Origin of the sequence: Comamonas halotolerans, from assembly GCF_030162935.1 — a bacterium.
Lineage (GTDB): Bacteria > Pseudomonadota > Gammaproteobacteria > Burkholderiales > Burkholderiaceae_C > Comamonas > Comamonas halotolerans.
Genome location: NZ_JASAUZ010000009.1, coordinates 20,471 through 40,395 on the forward strand (window position 1 = coordinate 20,471; position 19,925 = coordinate 40,395).

The 19,925-nt window shown below is 58.5% G+C and carries 15 protein-coding genes; 7 read left to right on the forward strand and 8 right to left on the reverse strand.

Going from position 1 to position 19,925, the window contains the following annotated elements:
* Positions 1-262: 262 nt before the first annotated feature.
* Positions 263-859, reverse strand: coding sequence for a hypothetical protein (locus tag QEP11_RS06655; RefSeq protein ID WP_284335866.1), 597 nt, complete (start codon positions 857-859; stop codon positions 263-265).
* A 208-nt stretch (positions 860-1,067) separates the two neighbouring features.
* On the opposite strand from QEP11_RS06655, the gene QEP11_RS06660 reads away from it, so the two are divergent.
* Positions 1,068-2,054, forward strand: a complete 987-nt coding sequence (locus tag QEP11_RS06660; protein ID WP_284335867.1) for an SDR family oxidoreductase — start codon at positions 1,068-1,070, stop codon at positions 2,052-2,054.
* 63 nt (positions 2,055-2,117) lie between these two features.
* Here the strand turns inward: QEP11_RS06660 and QEP11_RS06665 are convergent, their stop codons facing one another.
* From QEP11_RS06665 to panD, 5 genes are all read right to left on the reverse strand, one after another.
* Positions 2,118-2,300: a hypothetical protein gene (locus QEP11_RS06665; protein WP_284335868.1), complete on the reverse strand. Its 183-nt coding sequence runs from the start codon at positions 2,298-2,300 to the stop codon at positions 2,118-2,120.
* Positions 2,301-2,397: 97 nt separating this feature from the next.
* Positions 2,398-3,798, reverse strand: coding sequence for an MBL fold metallo-hydrolase RNA specificity domain-containing protein (locus QEP11_RS06670; RefSeq protein WP_284335869.1), 1,401 nt, complete (start codon positions 3,796-3,798; stop codon positions 2,398-2,400).
* A 207-nt stretch (positions 3,799-4,005) separates the two neighbouring features.
* Positions 4,006-4,854 carry a pantoate--beta-alanine ligase gene (gene panC / locus QEP11_RS06675; RefSeq protein WP_284335870.1) on the reverse strand — a complete coding sequence of 283 codons (849 nt, stop codon included), beginning with the start codon at positions 4,852-4,854 and terminating at the stop codon, positions 4,006-4,008.
* Positions 4,855-4,980: 126 nt separating this feature from the next.
* Positions 4,981-5,874 (reverse strand): 3-methyl-2-oxobutanoate hydroxymethyltransferase, encoded by an 894-nt coding sequence (panB, locus tag QEP11_RS06680; RefSeq protein WP_284335871.1) that lies wholly within the window; start codon positions 5,872-5,874, stop codon positions 4,981-4,983.
* A 108-nt stretch (positions 5,875-5,982) separates the two neighbouring features.
* The gene (panD, locus tag QEP11_RS06685) at positions 5,983-6,363 is read right to left on the reverse strand and encodes an aspartate 1-decarboxylase (protein ID WP_284335872.1); all 381 of its coding nucleotides are present in this window, start codon (positions 6,361-6,363) and stop codon (positions 5,983-5,985) included.
* Positions 6,364-6,661: 298 nt separating this feature from the next.
* On the opposite strand from panD, the gene QEP11_RS06690 reads away from it, so the two are divergent.
* From QEP11_RS06690 to QEP11_RS06710, 5 genes are all read left to right on the forward strand, one after another.
* Positions 6,662-7,549 carry a MurR/RpiR family transcriptional regulator gene (locus QEP11_RS06690; protein ID WP_284335873.1) on the forward strand — a complete coding sequence of 296 codons (888 nt, stop codon included), beginning with the start codon at positions 6,662-6,664 and terminating at the stop codon, positions 7,547-7,549.
* A gap of 422 nt (positions 7,550-7,971) precedes the next feature.
* Positions 7,972-8,946: a TAXI family TRAP transporter solute-binding subunit gene (locus tag QEP11_RS06695; protein ID WP_284335874.1), complete on the forward strand. Its 975-nt coding sequence runs from the start codon at positions 7,972-7,974 to the stop codon at positions 8,944-8,946.
* 184 nt (positions 8,947-9,130) lie between these two features.
* On the forward strand, positions 9,131-11,734 hold the full coding sequence (locus QEP11_RS06700) for a TRAP transporter permease (protein WP_284335889.1): 2,604 nt from the start codon (positions 9,131-9,133) through the stop codon (positions 11,732-11,734).
* 43 nt (positions 11,735-11,777) lie between these two features.
* Entirely contained in the window at positions 11,778-13,109 is a 1,332-nt protein-coding gene (locus QEP11_RS06705; protein ID WP_284335875.1) for an aspartate aminotransferase family protein, read from the forward strand.
* A gap of 29 nt (positions 13,110-13,138) precedes the next feature.
* Complete coding sequence (locus QEP11_RS06710; RefSeq protein ID WP_284335876.1) at positions 13,139-13,714, forward strand: carboxymuconolactone decarboxylase family protein; 576 nt, start codon at positions 13,139-13,141, stop codon at positions 13,712-13,714.
* 111 nt (positions 13,715-13,825) lie between these two features.
* Here QEP11_RS06710 and QEP11_RS06715 read toward each other — a convergent pair whose 3' ends face one another.
* Positions 13,826-14,329 carry a hypothetical protein gene (locus QEP11_RS06715; protein WP_284335877.1) on the reverse strand — a complete coding sequence of 168 codons (504 nt, stop codon included), beginning with the start codon at positions 14,327-14,329 and terminating at the stop codon, positions 13,826-13,828.
* 74 nt (positions 14,330-14,403) lie between these two features.
* Positions 14,404-18,450 carry an ATP-dependent RNA helicase HrpA gene (hrpA, locus tag QEP11_RS06720; protein ID WP_284335878.1) on the reverse strand — a complete coding sequence of 1,349 codons (4,047 nt, stop codon included), beginning with the start codon at positions 18,448-18,450 and terminating at the stop codon, positions 14,404-14,406.
* A gap of 262 nt (positions 18,451-18,712) precedes the next feature.
* Here hrpA and QEP11_RS06725 point away from each other — a divergent pair, with 262 nt between their 5' ends.
* Entirely contained in the window at positions 18,713-19,885 is a 1,173-nt protein-coding gene (locus tag QEP11_RS06725; RefSeq protein ID WP_284335879.1) for a metallophosphoesterase, read from the forward strand.
* The last annotated feature ends 40 nt before the right edge of the window (positions 19,886-19,925 follow it).

The following is a 19,925-nucleotide window of genomic DNA, read 5'->3' on the forward strand; positions in this document are numbered from 1 at the left end:
CATTTCAGGTTGCGAAGACCTAAAACTAGCGCCTCCGATGCCAAACCGCATTCGGGAAGGTCCCCACGCAACGTCACGTTTGCGACCTTTTGTTGTGTTTCGCTATGCAGAACCGCCAAACGAAAAAATGTTTTAAGAAACTACTATTGCTCCCTTTTTCTTCAAATCGTCACAGTAGACAAGCACCATTTGCTACTCAAGTTGAAGCACGGAGCACACCATGGTGACAGACAGCGCACAAGCGAGCCGTTTCTGGATGGCTTCACTGCTTCATATTTCCAGTTTGACGTCTGCGCAAGCGCCCACGTTGCACTGCGATCGACAGCAAAGCATGGGAAGTCAATGGCTTCCCACCCACTACGGACTGTACGTAGTCTTGCCACATCTGGCCTTGCTGCTCCACATTTGCTAGCCAGAACTGGCGCAGCAGTGCTGTGGCACTGCTGCATTCTGTGTAGAGATAAGGATTCTCGCGCCGCACTAGCCAGCGCCACTGCAAGAGCAGCGCTTGCCGCGAAACCGCAACCCCTTGCCTGCGCTGCAAGGCATGCAGCAGCTCATGGGCAAACAAACCAGCCACCAGCGGATGCTCCAGGCGCAGCCCTTCCTTTGGATCACCACCTTCATACATGGGCTTTGGAAAAGATAAACGCCCTCCATTGAATGACAAGGCTCTGCGAGTGTCCCCCAATCTACGAAGACCAACACGCACGTTGGCGATCAGCCAACTGCCTTGCTGAAGGCCAAAAAAGGTCAACACAAAAGCACGCTCATCTGGCAACAGACCGCGCCATCCAAGTGCTTGGCAATGACTCCACACAGCAGAAAGAGAACGGACAAAAGCGGTAAACAAAGACATGGTGATAACACTGCATTGAACCGCAGCCCGGCTCACCTCTGTGAAAGCGCACGCAAAAACCATATACGCCTTCCGCCCACTGTTGAGGCATTAGAAGCCGACACTCTCCTACCCTGCCGATAAAGATTTGCCCCCAAACCATTAGGCCTGCCTTGGCAACACTGACTACGACTTTCATACGACTTTGAGCCCAGACCAAGGAGATCTCATGGCGACACGCACCGCTGCGTCCACCACAGCCCAAACCACTGCCCAGCGGCAACGACGTTTACAAAAAGCCCAAAACACCAAAGACGCACAGGCCAGCTCCAAAGCTGCGGCACCGGGTCCCGGCCATGCAATGCCAAGCACCCCCATGCCCAGACAGACGCTGGACAAGCCCGGTCACGAGCACCGCATGGAGTGCAAGCCGCTGTTTGCGGCACCTCACTACCGAGGCAGTGGCAAGTTGAAGGGAATGACTGCCCTGATCACCGGTGGAGACTCCGGCATAGGCCGTGCTGTCGCCATACTCTTTGCAAGAGAGGGGGCAAATGTGGCAATCGCCTATCTCAACGAGCAAAAGGACGCCAAAACCACTTCGCAATATGTCCGAGAGGAAGGTGCCCAATGCCTGCTGCTAGCAGGCGATGTGCGAGACCCTGCTTACTGCGAGCAGGCAGTGCGCAAAGTGGTCAAAAAATTCGGAGGTCTCAATATCTTGGTCAACAATGCTGCTTTCCAAGAGCATGCTGAAGACCTGGAAAGCCTGAGCGACGCGCGCATCGACGAAACCTTCAAGACCAATATCTACGGCTATATGCATATGGCCCGGGCTGCCCTGCCCCACATGCAGCGCGGCGACTGCATCATCAACACAGGCTCCGTCACCGGCTTGCGCGGAAGCGCCTATTTGCTGGACTACGCAGCCACCAAGGGTGCCATTCATGCCTGGACCAAATCATTGGCTGCCAATCTGGCTGAACGTGGCATTCGAGTGAACGCCGTTGCTCCAGGCCCGGTGTGGACGCCCCTGAATCCTGCCGACCGCACAGAAGACGATATTGCCAATTTTGGTGCGGACACTGATATGGGCCGCCCCGCACAACCAGAAGAAATATCCCCTGCCTATGTGTTTTTGGCTGCGCCTGCATGTGCCAGCTATATCACCGGCATGGTGCTGCCAATTACTGGTTCCGCAGGTGATGGGGCTTAATTTCCACAAAGCAATGCGCGCGTTCACATGACTGGAAATCAAGCCAGAAATGGCCCGTACAACCTAGCTGGGCTTCACATCCGGCGGCAGCTGAATCGGTGGAGTGCCCGTTGGTGGCTCCTGGATCGGCACGGGCTTGGGTGGCTTTGGCGGAGCAATCGGAGGCTTAGGCATTGGTGGCACCGGGCTGCTGGGCACCGACTCTCCCACCGCAGCGCTAGCCTCTTCCAAATGACAGCGATGCATGACATGTCCTTTCTGCTTAAATATTGTGCATCGCTTTGTGCGCAGCACACTGTCAGTCTAGGTCGCCTGTATCGATATATCCACCAGGACGCACAGCCTATAGATCAAAGCGCTGCCCCAGCTGCGGAATCCGCACTTCAAACCCCAGTTGACTCTGCAACTTGGCAGCCAGCGCCTGGGCAGCATGTTCTTCCCCATGCACGACATAGGTATGACGAGGCGGCTGCCTGAAAGCACCAGCCCATTCCAGCAATGCTTTTTGATCGGCGTGGGCGGAGAAGCCCCCCAGGGTGTGCACCGAAGCACGCACATCGATCTGCTCTCCAAACATACGTACCTGCTTGACGCCATCTACCAGGCGGCGTCCCAGCGAGCCTTTGGACTGGAAGCCACAAATCACAACCGCGCACTCGGAGCGACCAAGATTGTTGCGTAAATGGTGCAGCACACGGCCGGCATCGCACATGCCACTGGCCGAAATGATGACCGCGCCACTCTTGATGCGGTTGAGCTTGATCGAGTCCTCCACATCCGTGATGAAGTGAACGTGCTGGGCGTCTTGCAGCTGTTTGACAGCCCCCAGCAAACGATGCGCCTCCTCGTCAAACACCGAGAAATGCTTCATCGTGATCGCTGTGGCTGCCACGGCCATTGGTGAATCCACAAAAATCTCAACATGCGCCAAGCGCCCCTCTTGCTTGAGCTGCAAAAAGTGATAGAGCAACTCCTGCGTGCGTCCCACGGCAAAGGCTGGGATCACCACATTGCCACGCGGCGCAGTCGTGTTGACGATCTCGACCAGTTCATCCAGGGTGGAAGCGGAGTCTTTGTGCAAACGATCACCATAGGTGGACTCCAACAGCAGGACGTCAGCGTCTTCAATCGTTGTGGGGTCGCGTAATATCACTCGTCCAGGCTGCCCCAAATCGCCACTGGCCACCAATTTGCGAGTACCCCCCTCTCCGTCGTTGAGCCAGATTTCTACAATCGCAGAGCCCAGGATATGACCCGCATCACGGAAACACACTCTCACGGATGGGTGAGCATCAAACGTTTTTCCATAGGTTTTGGCATGGACCAGCTCCATCGTGCGCGCCACGTGACTGAGTGTGTATAACGGTTGCGGCACATCGCGGTCAGACTTTTTGCCCTCCCGTTTGCGACGTGCTGCACGCTCCGCATCCGTCAGCTGAATGTGCGCGCTGTCTTTGAGCAGCACATCAAGCAAATCTTGCGTTGCCAAAGTCGTGTAGATGGGCCCCTTGAATCCCTTGGCCACCAGCTTGGGCAATAAGCCGCTGTGATCGATATGGGCATGCGTGAGAATCACAAAGTCCACACGCGATGCATCAAAGGCGAAAGCCTCCGCGTTGTGGGTATCGGCTTCCTGCCCGCCCTGAGCCATGCCACAGTCGATCAAAAAACGGCAGCCATGGGCTTCAACCAAATAACAAGACCCCGTCACGGTCTGCGCCGCGCCATAAAAGGTGATATGCATGAAATTGCCGAACTGTGATGCGAATGCATGCAATTTAGCACTGATGGCCAGCTCCCTTTGACGGCGCTTCCGCGGGTCTTGATAAGCATCAAGCCGAGTTCTCAGCCAGAGCGCTCAAGCCCGCTTGCTCGCGCAAGCACATTACGCACACATTTTTGGCACGAACGGGATCTGCAGCCTTGCCCCGTCGGCAGCCCTGAGGCTGGCTCAAAACTCCAGATTGTCAATCAGCCGCGTACCTCCGAGCCGGGCTGCGCCCAAAGCTACCAAAGGGGACTGCGGAGCAACGCCGTCGACAGGCGGGAGCAAATCATCACGTTGACGCACGGTCAGATAGTCGGGCTGCCAGCCCAAGCCGGTCAAACGCTCCATGGCTTGAGTTTCCAACTCGGCCAGTGGCAGTTGCGAGTGACGAACCTGATGGGCCAGCCATTCCAGCTGCGCGTACAAGGCCCGGGCTTGTGCACGTTGTTCGACACTCAGATATGCATTGCGCGAACTCAAGGCCAGACCATCATCGGCACGCTCCGTATCGATGCCGACAATCTGGACTGGCAGCGCAAACTGCCGCACCATGTGGCGAATCACCAGCAACTGCTGGTAGTCCTTCTTGCCAAACACGGCCACTCCACCGCCTGATGCACCAAATACACAGGCAAACAGCTTCATCACCACAGTGCATACGCCCGTAAAGAAGCCGGGGCGGAAGTGGCCTTCCAGCATATCTGCGAGTTGAGGATCGGGCTGCAGCTTGAAAGTCTGAGGCTGGGGATAGAGATCATGCTCCTTGGGTGCAAACAGCACATCGCAGCCCTGCGCCTGCAGCTTGGCGCAGTCAGCGTCAAAGGTGCGCGGGTAGCTGTCAAAGTCTTCGTGCGGCAGAAACTGCAAGCGATTCACAAAAATACTGGCTACGGTGACATCCCCATGCCCGCGTGCATGGCGTACCAAAGACAGATGCCCCTCGTGCAAATTGCCCATGGTGGGCACAAACGCGGGACGACCACGGCCTGCCAGGGCCGCACGCAAGGAATCAATGGAATGAACTATCTGCATCTCAGACGTCCTCTCGAAATATATGGGCCAATAAGGTTTGCAACTGAGACAAGGCCCGAAGCTGCAGGGAGTACGCCGATACGTCAAGGCGATGCAACGACGTCCCAGGAGTGGTGTTAGCCGGTCTTACCAGGCATGTAGGCTGTTGTCGGGGAAAGTGCCAGCTTTCACGGCCTGCACATAGGCTTGCATGGCCCCTTTGATGCTGCCGGCATCCGCCATGAAGTTGTGCACAAACTTGGGCATCTTGCCCAGATTCATGCCCAGCATGTCATGCAGCACCAGCACCTGACCCGCAGTACCATGACCCGCGCCAATACCTATGGTGTGGCAGTGTTGCAGCTCTTGCGTGATGCTGGTCGCCAACGCAGCCGGCACCATCTCCAGCACCAGCATGGCAGCCCCTGCATTTTGCAACTCCAGAGATTGCTGACGCAGCAACTGCGCAGCAGCATCATCCCTGCCTTGCACACGGTAGCCACCCAGCGCATAAACAGTTTGCGGTGTCAGCCCCAGGTGCGCGCACACGGGTACGCCACGCGCCACCAGAAACTCCACGGTCTTGGCGGTCCACCCGCCTCCTTCTAGCTTGACCATGTGTGCCCCGGCCTGCATCAAGGCACAGGCATTGCGCATGGCTTGCTCAGCGCTTTCCGCATAGCTGCCATAAGGCATGTCAGCCACCAGCCAGGTCGTGCCCTGGCAACGGTGCAGCCCACGTGCCACGCTGGCTGTGTGGTAGATCATTTCGTCCATCGACACTCCGACGGTGCTGTGGCGCCCCTGGCAGACCATGCCCAGCGAATCTCCCACCAAGATGCAGTCCACGCCTGCCGCATCGGCCACTGCCGCAAAAGTGGCGTCATAAGCCGTCAGCATGGCAATTTTTTCCCCTTGCTCACGCATATGTGCCAGGCGCGGCAGGCTCACCGGCTTGCGCGCGGGCATGGGAGATGCTGGGGGTATGGTTCCGTAAGGTGTGCCTGAAGGCGCACCGCCATCTGTGTGCAAAGAAGTCATGTCTGTATTCACCGTGGTCACCGGCACGGGCTAGTCGCAGCCCTTTGGCAGTGGCAGGTCAAAACCAATGCTCCGGCAAGCCTTGCCAAAGCAGCTCAAAAGCAGCGCTTACAGCGTCTGCGTCGGCACCTTGTGGCGTAGCTCTGTCTGGCGGTTGTTGTCATCCACAAATACCAGCTGTGGCTGGTGTTCTGCCACATTGCTTTCATGCACCTGGGCAAAGCTGGCAATGATGAGCAAGTCGCCTACCGCTGCGCGGCGTGCTGCCGAGCCATTCACGGAAATCATGCCGCTGCCACGCTCGCCTTTGATGGCATAGGTGACAAAGCGCTCACCATTGTCGATATTCCAGATATGGATCTGTTCGTTCTCGACGATATTGGCAGCTTCCAGCAGATCTTCGTCAATGGCGCACGAGCCCTCGTAATGCAACTCGCATTGTGTGGTTTTGACCCGGTGGATCTTGGACTTCAAAAGTGTGCGGAACATGATTTCTCCCTATGTGTCTGTTTGTGGCGCACCGCTGCAAGCCGTTGACCTGCCCCCGTTTCGGTGCATCCTTTGTTGCGCCGCAGCATTGTGCATGCTGTGCGCAAATCGCTCAACCCCGAACACCCAAGCTATCACCGACAAGGCTTGACAACGCTGGCTTTCCGGGACGAAATGCAACATCAAAATCTCTCAGCACGTGTTGACGATCTCAAGGCTGGTCTTTATCTGTGCAGGCACGGTCATACAGCCCGGATAATCAGTCACCAAATATGCGCTTATATAGAAAGTTTGGACTGTGACGCTGGGCATTCGTGAACAAATCCTTCAGCAATTTGAAAGCTTGAGTCCCCAACTGCAAGCTGCCGCGCGCTTTGTGGTCGATCACCCCCATGAGGTGCTGATGCGCTCCATGCGTGGTCTGGCTGATCTAGCAGCTGTGCCCCCCACTACATTCGTGCGCTTGGCCCAGCAACTGGGCTATGAAGGCTGGCCCGCGCTCAAAGACGAGTTCGCCCATGCGTTGGGACTGGACCAGTCCAATGGATATGCCGGGCGTGCACAACGCCTGGCAGGTCACGCACACAAACCCTCACTAACCGATGAGCTGTTTGACGCCCACGTGACCAACCTGGAGCACACCCGGCAGCAATCAGCAGCCAAGCTGATGCCACTGGCCCAGTGTTTGCAATCCGCTCGTCAGGTCTATATTGCAGGCTTTCGTGCCAGCTACCCGCTGGCATTTGCCCTGCTGTATGGTTACCGGCTCTTCCGCGACAGCGTGCACTCGCTGGATTCACATGCACATAACCTGGAAATGCAGCTGCGCCCCTTGCGCGCAGAGGATGTGCTTGTAGCCATCAGCTTTGCGCCCTATTCGCGAGAATGCCTGGAATTGGCCCAAGCCGCCAAGGACCGGGGCGCCCGTGTGGTGACGCTGACAGACAGCGACACCTCGCCCCTGGCACGCATGGCAGACCACACGGCCTTGTTTGCGGTCGACAGCCCGTCCTTCTTCCCCTCTGTGGCTGCAGGCATGGCCTTGGTCGAAGCTTTGCTGGAGCAGCTGGTAGCCCAGGGCGATGCCCTGCTGCCCCAGCGCATTCAGAAAGCCGAGTCGGCCTTGGTCGAAAGCGGCGTCTACGTACAGGGCAAGCAAGCACTCAAAGCCTTTCGGCATCGATGAAGCTAGCGCTAATGCGGCTGAAAATGGATGACGAATATCCGCTGCGGCGCCCTTTCTGATCATTGCATGTTCTGATTTCGTCAGCACAAACCTGCTTTTCATTCATTTTTTGAGTTGTGCTGCACAGTCGCTGCAGCATTCATCGGCAGCGCGCACCATCCTGGAGCAAGAGTTGCACAACGGTGCAGCATGAAATGTCTCCGGCTCACACGCAGAGCGCACCAGAGGCCGCTTCGGCCATTTTTACGACACCATGCCCTGCCTGACAGCACACCCCTGCATACAGCACTGGCTGGAGGCGGGCTTCCCCCTATTGGCACAAATGTTGCAAAAGAATAAAACACGAATCGTTTGTTCCAAAACCAGGGCTTCTCACCTTGTCGGGGCCATCCCGGCTCATCGCCCGTCACCAGGAGTTCTCTATGCGCACTGCATTTTTCCCCGCTGCTCTGGCCTTGGCCGCCACCACATTGACGGCCCCTGCCACCATGGCTCAGCAATCCAAGTTCGTGACCATTGGCACCGGCGGTGTCACCGGTGTGTATTACGCCGCAGGCGGTGCCATCTGCCGGCTGGTCAACAAGGACCGCGCCAAACACGGTCTGCGCTGCTCGGTGGAATCCACAGGTGGTTCAGTCTTCAACGCCAATGCCATCCGCGCAGGCGAGCTGGATATGGGTGTGGTGCAGTCCGACGTGCAATACGGTGCCGTGAATGGTGAAGGCCAGTTCAAAGCAGCAGGCCCATCGACTGATCTGCGCGCCATGTTCTCCATGCATCCAGAGCCCATGACTGTGGTGGTGCGCAAAGAGTTGAATGCCCAGACACTGAACGACCTCAAAGGCAAACGCTTTAACGTGGGCAACCCTGGCTCGGGCCACCGTGCAGGCGCGGATGACATGCTGGCCGCCTTCGGCATGAAAACCAGCGACCTGAGCCTGGCGTCCGAACTCAAGGCTGATGAACACGGGCCTGCGCTTTGTGACGGCAAGATTGACGGTTTCGTGTTCGCCGTAGGGCACCCCTCGGCCAACATTCAGGATCCCACCACGGCTTGCGGTGCAAAGCTGCTGTCATTGCAGGGGAACAACATCGACAAGCTGGTGGCTGAGCGCAGCTATCTGGCCAAGGCCACCATTGCCGGTGGCACTTACCCCAACAACCCGCAAGCCACCGAGACCTACGGCGTGCTGGCGACATTTGTGACCAGCGCCCAGACACCTTCCGAGACGGTTTACGCCGTGGTCAAGCAAGTGTTTGACAACTTTGATGACTTCAAAAAGCTGCATCCAGCCTTGGCTCACCTCAAGGTGGAGGACATGGTCGCCAACGGCCTGACAGCCCCTTTGCATGAAGGCGCAGCACGTTACTACAAAGAAAAGGGCTGGCTCAAGTAAGCCTGGCACAGACATGTGCTTCAACACCTTGCCATGCCAAGCATACGAGCCATGCGAGGTGTTGGCCGCTCCTCCAAGCAGAAGCTGCCACACAGCAGATTCTCCTTGCTGCTGCACACAAGGTATGCAGCAAAACGTCTGAGACTGATTCACACGGGACGTGTACACCCCGCACGGCAAGCCTATGGCAACTGATATTGAAAAAGCCCCAGCGGCACTGCAGACCCTGGTCGCGGACAGCGACACAGGTGGACGCAGCGCGAAGGGCATTGCGGCAGGCGTGGTGTTTGCCATTTCCATTTTCTGGGCACTGTTTCAGCTATGGCAGGCATCGCCTTTGCCTTTTGCGCTGCGTTGGGGCGTACTCAACGATACAGAAGCGCGCTCCATCCACCTGGGGCTGGCGCTGTTTCTGGCCTTTTTGGCATTTCCCGCATGGCGCAGTGAGAGGGCACGCCAAAGCGTGCCGTGGTTTGACTGGGTACTGGCGGCAACGGCAGCCTTTGCAGGCAGCTTTTTGTTCACCTTCTATAACGAGCTGGCCTCCCGCCCCGGCCAGCCCAGCACGCTGGACATCGTGACCGGTACTGCCGGTTTGCTACTTTTGCTGGAAGCCACCCGCCGCGCTGTGGGTTGGCCCATGGCAGCGCTGGCCATTGTCTTTATTGCGTACTGCCTGCTCGGCCCCTGGATGCCGGATGTGCTGTCGCACAAAGGCGCATCGTTCAACCGCTTGCTTTCGCAGATGTGGCTGGGCACCGAAGGCGTATTCGGTGTGGCATTGGGCGTGTCATCGAGCACCATTTTTGTGTATGTGCTGTTTGGCGCCCTGCTTGACCGCGCGGGCGGCGGCAACTACATGATGCAAGTGAGCTTTGCTGCGCTGGGCCACCTGCGCGGCGGCCCGGCCAAAGTGGCCGTGGTCTCGTCCGGCTTGAACGGTTTGATCTCTGGCTCTTCCGTTTCCAATGTGGTGTCTGGCGGCATTTTCACCATCCCGCTGATGAAGAAAGCGGGCTATGGCGGCGTCAAAGCTGCAGCCATTGAAACCATGAGTTCGACCAACGGCCAGATCATGCCGCCTGTCATGGGCGCCGCAGCCTTCTTGATGGTGGAGTACGTGGGCATACCCTACTCCGAAGTCTGCAAGCACGCATTCTTGCCAGCAGTGTTGTCATATATCGGCCTGTTCTACATCGTGCACCTGGAGGCGCTCAAGCTGGGGATTGAGCCCATGGTCCAACCTCTGCAGCGCACGCTGCGTGAAAAAGCCTTGCGCACTGCCCTGGGCTGCAGCGGCACCTTGGTACTGGTGTGCTTCCTGTACTTTGTGCTGGAAGCCGCCAAGTCTTTGCTGGGTGACTATGCTGGCTGGGCCGTCGGCAGCGTGATGCTGGTGCTATACCTCACCTCCATTCGCATGTCTGCCCGAGAGCCTGACCTGCCCGAAGACATTGATGTCTCCAATCCCAAGCGTCTGGACACCTGGTCCACCGTCAAGGCTGGCACCCACTTCCTGCTGCCTATCGGCACCCTGATCTGGGCGCTGATGGTGGAAGAACTCTCCCCCGCACTGGCCGCCTTCTGGGCTGTCATGGTCATGCTGGTGCTGATGACCACCCAGCACGCTTTGCAGGCCTGGCTGCGCAAGTCCGGCGATGTCTTCGCCCAGTTACGCGTGGGTGTCAACGATGTGGTGCAGGGTCTGAACGCGGGTAGCCGCAACATGATTGGCGTGGCCATTGCGACAGGTACTGCGGGCATCATTGTGGGAGCCATTTCTCTGACCGGATTGGGCCTGCGCATGACGGAGTTTGTCGAATTCGTGGCCCAGGGCAATGTGCTGCTGATGCTGCTGTTCACCGCATTCGTCTGTTTGGTGCTGGGGCTGGGCGTCCCCACCACGGCCAACTATGTGCTGGTAGCGACACTGATGGCGCCTGTGGTGGTGGAACTGGGCGCGCAAAACGGCCTCATCATTCCCTTGATTGCCGTGCATCTGTTCGTGTTCTATTACGGACTGCTCGGTGATGTGACGCCCCCGGTAGGGCTGGCCACCTTTGCCGGGGCGGCCATTGCGCAAGAAAACGCCATCAGGGTGGGCATCCAGGGAGCTCTGTATGGTCTGCGCACCGTGATCCTGCCCTTTATCTGGATCTTCAACCCTGCCTTGCTGCTGTTTGGTGTGAACAGCTGGACAGAGATTGCGCTGGTTGCCTTCGCTTCTTTGCTGGCCATGCTCGCATTCACAGCCATCACCATGAACTGGATGCGCGTGCGCTGCAAGCCGTGGGAGCTGGTCATGCTTGCACTGGCCACCGTGCTGCTGTTCCGCCCTGACTTCTTCATGGACCGCATTGCCCCTGCCTACTCCAGCGCGCCAGCCACGCAGATTTATGAAATTGCCAAGCAGGCGCCTGCCGGTGCATCACTGGTAGCCGTCATCAGCGGCATGACGCTGGAAGGTGACGAGCGCACCAAAACTGTTTCTGTTCCGCTGGGTGAGCCCAATGACAGCGCCCACAAACGCATCGCAGACACCGGATTGCAGTTGATGGCGCTGGGCGACACAGTGCAAATTTCTGCTGTGCGCTTTGGCAGCGCAGCTCGCAAAGCAGGCTTTGAAGAAGGTTTTGACATCACTTCAATTCAACTGCCCACGCATCGCCCTTCGCCATACTGGTTTTATCTGCCTGGCGTGCTGCTGCTGATCGCAGTCTGGTGGCTGCAAGGTCGCCGCATGGAATCCGTTTCTCCGCCAAAAAGCACTTCAGCGCTTGCTGCCTAAGCACTGAAAGCGTGCCTTTCATTCCATATCCATCTTCAATACCATGACACACGTCATTCACCGCTCCTTGCTCTCAACCCCACGCGTTGCTCAAAGTGCCCAGGGGGTCTTCATCACTGACACCAGCGGCAAGCACTACATTGATGCCAGTGGCGGCGCCGCTGTCTCTTGCCTGGGCCACAGCCACCCTGATGTACTGGCAGCCATGCATACCCAGCTCAATCAACTGGCCTATGCGCACACCAGCTTCTTCACCAGTGCCGTAGCGGAAGAGTTGGCCGACCACCTGGCCTGCCATGCACCTGAAGGTTTGAACAACGTCTACTTCGTCTCGGGTGGCTCCGAGGCCGTGGAAGCTGCGCTGAAGATGGCGCGCCAGTACTTTGTGGAAATTGGCCAGCCCCAGCGTACCCGCTTTGTGGCACGCAGCCAGAGCTACCACGGCAATACCTTGGGTGCCCTGGCCGTCGGTGGGAATGAATGGCGCCGCAAACAGTTTGCGCCGCTTTTGATGGATGTGGGCCGCGTCAGCGCCGCCTACGCCTACCGTGACCAGCGCGAAGATGAAACACTGGAGCAATATGGCCAGCGGCTGGTGGCCGAGATTGACGCCAAATTCCAAGAAATGGGGCCCGATACCGTCATCGCCTTTGTTGCTGAGACCGTGGTCGGAGCTACCGCTGGCGCACTGACGGCACCCCCCGGCTACTTTGCCGGTGTGCGTGCACTGTGCGATCACTACGGCATTCTGTTCATCGCCGATGAGGTGATGTGTGGCATGGGCCGCACCGGCACGCTGCACGCCGTTGAACAGGAAGGCGTGGTGCCAGACCTGCTGACAATTGCCAAGGGTTTGGGCGGTGGCTATCAGCCCATTGGAGCCGTGCTGGCCAAAGACCATGTGGTGCAAGGCATGCGCCGAGGCAGCGGCCTGTTCCAGCACGGACATACCTATCTGGGCCACCCTATGGCCGCAGCCGCTGCATTGGCGGTGCAAAAGGTGATTCAGCGCGACCAGCTGTTGCCCCAGGTGCGTGCACGTGGTGACTATCTGCGCAATGCTCTGCAAGCCCGGCTTGGCGAGCATGCGCACGTAGGTGACATCCGTGGTCGTGGCCTGTTCATGGCAGTGGAACTTGTGCAGGACCGCGCCACCAAGGCCACGTTTGCCCCCTCCCGCAAGCTGCATGCGGCCATCAAGGCCCAAGCCATGGAACACGGCCTGCTTTGTTACCCCATGGGCGGGACCATCGATGGCCAGAATGGCGATCACGTGCTGCTGGCTCCGCCCTTCATCTGCAGCGAAGCAGACCTCGACCTTATTGTCGAGCGTCTGGCGCAATCGATTGACGCAGGCCTGCGCGTAACGGCCTGAATCCCGACAACCTCCTCAGACTTCACACCATGTACACCCTTGACGATGACCGCATGCCCCCCATCCCTCCCAGCGATTGGACGCCGGAACAACGCCGTCTCGCCCAGCCCATCATCGATGGGCCACGCGGCGCTTTGATCTCGCCTTTTGTCCCTCTGCTGCGCAGCCCTGAGCTGATGGACCATGCACAGCGCATGGGCGAGTACCTGCGCTATCGCAGCAGTATTGGTCTGCGCCTGTCCGAGCTGGCTATTTGCATCACGGCACGCCAGTGGTCACAGCAGGTGGAATGGGCGATCCACGCCCCCATCGCCCAGCGTGAAGGCATTGACCCTGCAGCGCTGGACGATATTGCCCATGGCCGCCGCCCCCAGGCATTGCAAGCCGATGAAGTCGTGCTGTATGAGTTTTGTCATGAATTGCATCACAACCGCGGTGTCAGCGACGCCACTTGGCAAGCAGCCAAAGACTTGTGGGGAGAGCAAGGGGTGATGGACCTCATCGGTGTGAACGGCTACTACAGCTTCCTGTCCATGGTGATGAACAGTGCCCGTACCGCCGTACCCCCATCCACGGCAAAGCCCCTGCCTGTACTGGCGGGGTAGGCCATGCCCCCAGCACCGCAGTCATGGAATACGCCTGCCCATTGCGCACGCCTGTTGCCCTGTTGCTGAAACAAAATACGCAGCGACGATAAAGGGATAGAGCTGTTGCGCTCACAGCCCCAATTCTTTGGCTGCGGCTTTCAGTTCAGCAAACTGGTACTCCTGCACCGTGTGCCTGGATGTCACCACACGACCGTCAGGACCGGGCACCAGCAACCATGCCGTAGCGCCCTCATCAACGGGGTGTGGCATGGCAAACATCAAAAATTCGCAGTCAACGCCCCACACATCATCCACCTGCATGGGCTGGCACTCAGCAGGAATGTGCATGTAGGTGACCTGCTCAGCCACGGCACGCAAAAAATCTTCATCCTGCGTGTCATTGGCATCTGCCGCACCTTGAACGGGGTTCACATGGCGAATCAGCGGCGTGCTGCTAAAAGATGCATGCGCCCATACATCCGCCTCACGCTGAAACATCAGTGTGGCCGATCCCGTGAAGGCAAAGCCTGCGGGATCATCGCCCATGCAATAGGCACGGGCAGCGGCCACGGCTTGGGCATAGCTGTCATTGTCAATAGCCACCACACACAGGTCTTGGGTGATATCGGTCATGAAAATTCCTTGAATAATGCCCGCACCACACATGGGTTAGGCTGCATGCCGCATGTAAGCCAGCAATGCCGGTTTTACTGCTGCAACTGCACCCAGACTTTGTCGAGGCGTTTGGCGCTCACCGGGTATGGTGTGCGCAGTTCTTGCGCAAAAAAACTCACTCGCAACTCTTCCAGCATCCAGCGGTACTCCTGCATGCGTGCATCAATCTGGCCTTTGCGCTCCGCCACAAGGCGCCAGTAGCGCTGCTCCAGCGGTTGCAGCTCTTTGTACTTGGCCGCATCGCGAGCGGGATCAGCGCGGTATTTGTCCAGCCGTGTGGTAATCGCCTTCAGATAGCGCGCATAGTGCCCAAGTTGGCTCCAGGGTGCCACGGCGATAAAGTTCTTGGGCATGAGCTTTTGCAATTGCTCGCCCGCATCCTTCGTGGCTTCAGGAGCGTTTTTGGTGTCCTTGATCTTGCGCGCAGCGGCTGCGTACTCGGTCAGGATCACGCCAGCCATACGCGCAACCTCATTGGCAATCAAGGTCAATCGACCCCGACCATCGTGCACGCGTTGCTTGAAGTCAGCCTCATTGGCAGGCAGCGGCTCTTGCAGAAAAGCTCGGTCAATGGCCACATCAATAATCTGGCTGCGCAACTCTTCCTGCGTACCCAGAGGCATATAGGACACGGCCATTTTTTGCAGGTCGGGAATATTTTTTTCCAGGTATTTGAGCGCATCCTTGATCTGCAAAGCGAATAGTCTGCGCAGACCCACGCGGTGTTTGGCCGCAGCTACTTCGGGCTCATCAAACACTTCAATGCCCACGTCCGTTCCGTGATCGATCAGCGCCGGGAAACCAATCAGCGTTGTGCTGCCCTTGCTGATTTCCATCAGCTCCGGCAGTTCTCCAAAGCTCCAAGCGGTGTAGCGCTGCTCTGCCTTTTGGGCAGGCGCAGACTTGGCCACTGGCTTTTCGTTTTGGCTCTGCGCCTTGCCAGGCTTGGGCGTTGCAGCGGGAGCTGCGGCCATCCGGGATTGCTCTACTGTGGCGGCCACCTTCAAGGATGCCAGTGCCTGGAAGGCCCCGCGTGCCTTGGCGCCCCACTCCGCTTTGAGGGCAGCCAGATTGCGCCCCTGGCCCAGCTGACGGCCATGCTCGTCAATCACCCGGAAGTTCATGAACAGGTGGGGGCTGAGCATGTCCAGCTTGAAGTCGGCGCGCTTGACGTCCAGAGAGGTCTCGTCCCGCACCTGTTTGAGCAGCACATCAATCAGCCCCCCCCTGGCCCAGCGCTCAGACTGCGTGAACAGCTCTGCCAGACGCGTGGCACTCTCGGGCAACGGGACAAAACGGCTGCGCGGGCGCTGCGGCAAACTCTTGAGCAGGGCCTGAATCTTGTCCTTGAGCATGCCAGGCACCAGCCATTCGGCGCGCTCTTCACTCACCTGGTTGAGCACAAACAGCGGCACCGTCACCGTCACGCCATCACGTGCGTCACCTGGGCTGTGCAAATAGGCTGCGCTGCAATCCACACCGCCTAGCTTGACCACCTTGGGAAAGTTGTCCGTTGTGATGCCAGCGGCTTCATGGCGCATCAGCTCGTCTCTGGACAGACGCAGCAACTCGGCCTGCCCCTTGCTGGCCGTGCGGAACCACCTGTCAAAGGTGGCACCACTGTAAATGCCTTTGGGAATGTGCTGCTCGTAAAAGGCGTAGATCAGCTCGTCGTCCACCAGTACGTCCTGGCGGCGCGACTTGTGCTCCAGGTCTTCAATCTTGCGCACCATTTTCTGGTTGGCGGGCAGGAAGTGCCACTGCGTATCCCACTGCCCTTCGACCAGTGCCTGACGGATAAACATGGTGCGCGCCGCATCGGGATCCACACGGCCATAGCTGACGCTGCGACCGTTGTAGACCACCAGTCCATAAAGCGTGGCACGCTCCTGCGCCACCACATCGGCCTGCTTCTTGGACCAGTGCGGATCGAGCAATTGCTTTTTGAGCAGATGTGCGCCCACCTCTTCCAGCCATTGCGGATCAATTGCAGCAATGCCACGGCCATACAGACGCGAGGTTTCGACCAGCTCGGCGGCAACAATCCAGCGCCCAGGCTTTTTGCTCAAATGCGCTCCGGGGTGGGGATGGAATTTGATGCCACGCGCGCCCAGGTAGGCGTCGCTTTCCTCGCCCTTGTAGCCGATATTGCCCAGCAACCCTGACAGCATGGACAGATGTACGGCGTCATAGCCCGCGGCTTCGTTATTGATCAGCCACTTTTGCTCTTTGACCACGGTGAGCAGCTGGCTGTGAATGTCACGCCACTCCCGCACGCGTCGGATGTTGATGAAGTTCTGGCGCAGCAGCTGCTCCCACTGGCGATTGCTAAGCTTGTGGGTATCTTCCTGCACCCCTTCAGCCGGGTTGAACAGCGCCAGACGTTCTTCCACCGAGCCGTCCAGTTGCGCCCCGCTGGCACGCTGGCTCACTGGCAAAAAAGCCTGATTGCGTGCGCTCGGCTTGGCCGCAGGCGCGTGCTGCGCGGCCATTTCCTTGCGGCTCTTGGCCACCGCCTTGCCTCCACGGGCATCCTGCAGCCATTTCCACAGACGCAGATAGCCGCTGAACTCGCTCTTCTCGTCATCAAACTTGGCATGCTGCTGGTCGGCTTGCTGCTGCGCCTCCAGAGGACGGTCACGGACATCCTGCACCGACAGCGCCGAGGCAATGATCAGCACCTCCGCCAGCGCCCCGCGCTCACGGGCTTCCACAATCATGCGACCCACACGCGGGTCCAGCGGCAGACGCGACAGCTCCTTGCCCATATGCAACAAGTTGCCGCGCTCGTCCACAGCACCCAGCTCGGCCAGCAACTGGTAACCGTCTGCAATCGCACGGCCCGAGGGAGCTTCCAGGAACGGGAAGTGCACCACATCGCCCAGCCCCAGCGACTTCATGCGCAAAATCACGCCCGCCAAAGAGCTGCGCAGGATTTCCGGGTCAGTGAACGGCGTGCGACTGATGAAATCTGCCTCGTCGTACAGGCGAATACAGATACCGTCGGCCACCCGGCCACAGCGGCCCGCACGCTGGTTGGCTGCGGCCTGGCTGATGGGCTCCACCAGCAACTGCTCCACTTTGCTGCGGAAGGAATAGCGTTTCACGCGCGCCGTACCTGCATCAATCACATAGCGAATACCAGGTACGGTCAGCGAAGTTTCGGCCACGTTGGTTGCCAGCACAATGCGGCGGCCTGTGTGCCCATCAAAAATTCGATCCTGCTCGGCCTGTGACAGGCGCGAGAACAAGGGCAGCACTTCCGCATTACGCAGCGCTGGCTGGTGCTGCAAGTGCTTGCGCAAGTGATCCGCTGCCTCGCGGATTTCACGTTCCCCGGGCAGGAACACCAGAATGTCGCCGCCCTTGCCACCACCATTCCACAGCTCATCCACGGCATCAGCCATCGCATCGTTGAGGTCGTAGTCCTTTTTTTCCTCAAATGGGCGATAGCGCACCTCCACCGGATAGGTACGCCCCGAAACCATGATGACAGGCGCCGGCCCCTTGGAGCCTTCAAAGTGCTTGGCAAAACGGTCGGCATCAATCGTGGCGGAAGTGACCACCACTTTCAGATCGGGGCGCCTGGGCAGAATCTGCTTGATGTAACCCAGCAAGAAGTCGATGTTCAGGCTGCGCTCGTGCGCTTCGTCAATGATCAGCGTGTCGTATTGCCTGAGCAGCGGATCAGTCTGCGTTTCGGCCAGCAAGATACCGTCGGTCATCAGCTTGACGGACGCACCCTTTTGCAACGTGTCCTGAAATCGTACCTTGTAGCCAACCACTTCCCCCAGCGGCGTGCCCAACTCTTCTGCAATGCGCTTGGCCACCGAAGATGCCGCAATGCGGCGCGGCTGGGTATGACCAATCAAGTGCCCACGCACCTGTCCATTGGCGTCTGGCTGCGCATTGATCTTGCCGCGCCCTAGCGCCAAGGCAATCTTGGGCAACTGCGTGGTTTTACCCGAGCCTGTCTCTCCACAGACAATGATGACCTGGTGCTTGTCCAGCGCCTCCATGATTTCTTCACGGCGGCTGGATACGGGGAGCGACTCGGGGAACGTGATCTTCAAAGACATAAGGGGCGCAATTATCCGCGCAGTGGCCGATCTGCGCCGTCAACAGGTTTAGTGAAGCACTCTGCTAAAGCTGCGCACGCGCAAAAACCTGCCAACGTTCCCCTCTCATGCGAACTTACGCCATGCAGGTGAGTCTTCACATGCATTTCCTTACGCTGTACAAGCCTAGCAAGAGTCTTTTCATAGGCATTGCTATGCTCAAGCGTTTACGTCCACTTTTTTCGCAGCCTATGGCTGCACCCTTGTTTGCTTCTGAGTGTTTATGGTTTCCTTACTTGCGCTGCTGGCACCTGTTTTTTCCCTGTGGATTTGGTATCCACTGTGGCGCTCACATCGCCGCTCTTTCTGGTGGTGCGTCGCACTCACAGCGCTGTTGGGCTTCGCTCCTGCCCTGCTGATCTGGCTTATGCGCCAGAACGTCCTGCCCTTCGGGCTGGTGTCCTTCCTGCAACTGGCAAGTGGCACATTGTTTGCCACCATCGGCATGGGACTGCTGTGGTCTTTGCTGCGTGATGGGGGGCACCTGATCTTGCGGCTTGCCCAACGCCCTGTTGCTGCCCGCAAATTGCTGACCCCAATCTGGACAGTGGCTGCCATCACCGGGTTGTCATTGCTCAACGTCTATGGTCTGACCCAAGGCACCAAACTACCCGAAGTGCGCGAGCATACGGTCACCCTGAGCAAACTGCCTGCTGCGCTGGATGGTTTGCGCATTGGCGTGCTGGCCGACATTCACGCCACGCCGGTGAATAACGCGGCTTATGTTCAAGGTTTGGTCGATCGCATGAATGCCGCAACCCCGGATATGGTGGTGCTGCCCGGAGACCTGATTGATGGCGATGCGCCCAGCCAGGCGGGCAATATTGCACCGTTGGCGCAGTTGCAAGCGCCCCTGGGGGTTTGGTCTGCCCCCGGCAACCACGAGTACTACAGCGGCTATGACGCCTGGGCCAAGGTTTTTCAGCGCCTGAACCTGAACTACCTGGCCAATGAGGCGCGTGTGCTTGAAGTGCGTGGCCACAAACTGGCCATCTCCGGCGTGGGAGACCCTGCTTATGGCCGACTGTCCGAGCAGAACGCCGACCCCAATGTTCCAGAAGGCGTCCCGCCGGATGTTCAGGCCGTCGCCGCGCAAGCGCAAGCCGGCGCAGCGCAAGTGCATATTCTGCTGGGCCACCAGCCCAAGATGGCACGCAGCTATGCGCCGCACGGTATTGACCTGCAGATAGCAGGCCACACACATGGCGGCCATATCCTGGGCTTGGACCGCTGGGTGGTGGCTCCCGCCAATGATGGTTTTGTGAGCGGGCTCTACGATGTGGGCAATATGCGTTTGTTTGTGAGCAATGGGGCCGGCCTGTGGCCCGGCTTTGCCGTACGCCTGGGCGTTCCTTCATCCATTGATATCCTGGTGCTGCGCAGTGCCGCCCCTTGAATAGCTCACCCAATGCCATCCCGCAAGAAAGGCCCGGCAA

Coding starts and splice junctions, on each gene's coding strand:
- QEP11_RS06670 (WP_284335869.1), bottom strand. CDS start 3,798: ATGCATATCACCTTTTATGGCGCGGCGCAGACCGTGACGGGGTCTTGT.
- QEP11_RS06665 (WP_284335868.1), bottom strand. CDS start 2,300: ATGCATCGCTGTCATTTGGAAGAGGCTAGCGCTGCGGTGGGAGAGTCG.
- panB (WP_284335871.1), bottom strand. CDS start 5,874: ATGACTTCTTTGCACACAGATGGCGGTGCGCCTTCAGGCACACCTTAC.
- QEP11_RS06655 (WP_284335866.1), bottom strand. CDS start 859: ATGTCTTTGTTTACCGCTTTTGTCCGTTCTCTTTCTGCTGTGTGGAGT.
- QEP11_RS06660 (WP_284335867.1), top strand. CDS start 1,068: ATGGCGACACGCACCGCTGCGTCCACCACAGCCCAAACCACTGCCCAG.
- QEP11_RS06705 (WP_284335875.1), top strand. CDS start 11,778: ATGACACACGTCATTCACCGCTCCTTGCTCTCAACCCCACGCGTTGCT.
- panD (WP_284335872.1), bottom strand. CDS start 6,363: ATGTTCCGCACACTTTTGAAGTCCAAGATCCACCGGGTCAAAACCACA.
- panC (WP_284335870.1), bottom strand. CDS start 4,854: ATGCAGATAGTTCATTCCATTGATTCCTTGCGTGCGGCCCTGGCAGGC.
- QEP11_RS06725 (WP_284335879.1), top strand. CDS start 18,713: ATGGTTTCCTTACTTGCGCTGCTGGCACCTGTTTTTTCCCTGTGGATT.
- QEP11_RS06715 (WP_284335877.1), bottom strand. CDS start 14,329: ATGACCGATATCACCCAAGACCTGTGTGTGGTGGCTATTGACAATGAC.
- QEP11_RS06700 (WP_284335889.1), top strand. CDS start 9,131: ATGGCAACTGATATTGAAAAAGCCCCAGCGGCACTGCAGACCCTGGTC.
- QEP11_RS06710 (WP_284335876.1), top strand. CDS start 13,139: ATGTACACCCTTGACGATGACCGCATGCCCCCCATCCCTCCCAGCGAT.
- hrpA (WP_284335878.1), bottom strand. CDS start 18,450: ATGTCTTTGAAGATCACGTTCCCCGAGTCGCTCCCCGTATCCAGCCGC.
- QEP11_RS06695 (WP_284335874.1), top strand. CDS start 7,972: ATGCGCACTGCATTTTTCCCCGCTGCTCTGGCCTTGGCCGCCACCACA.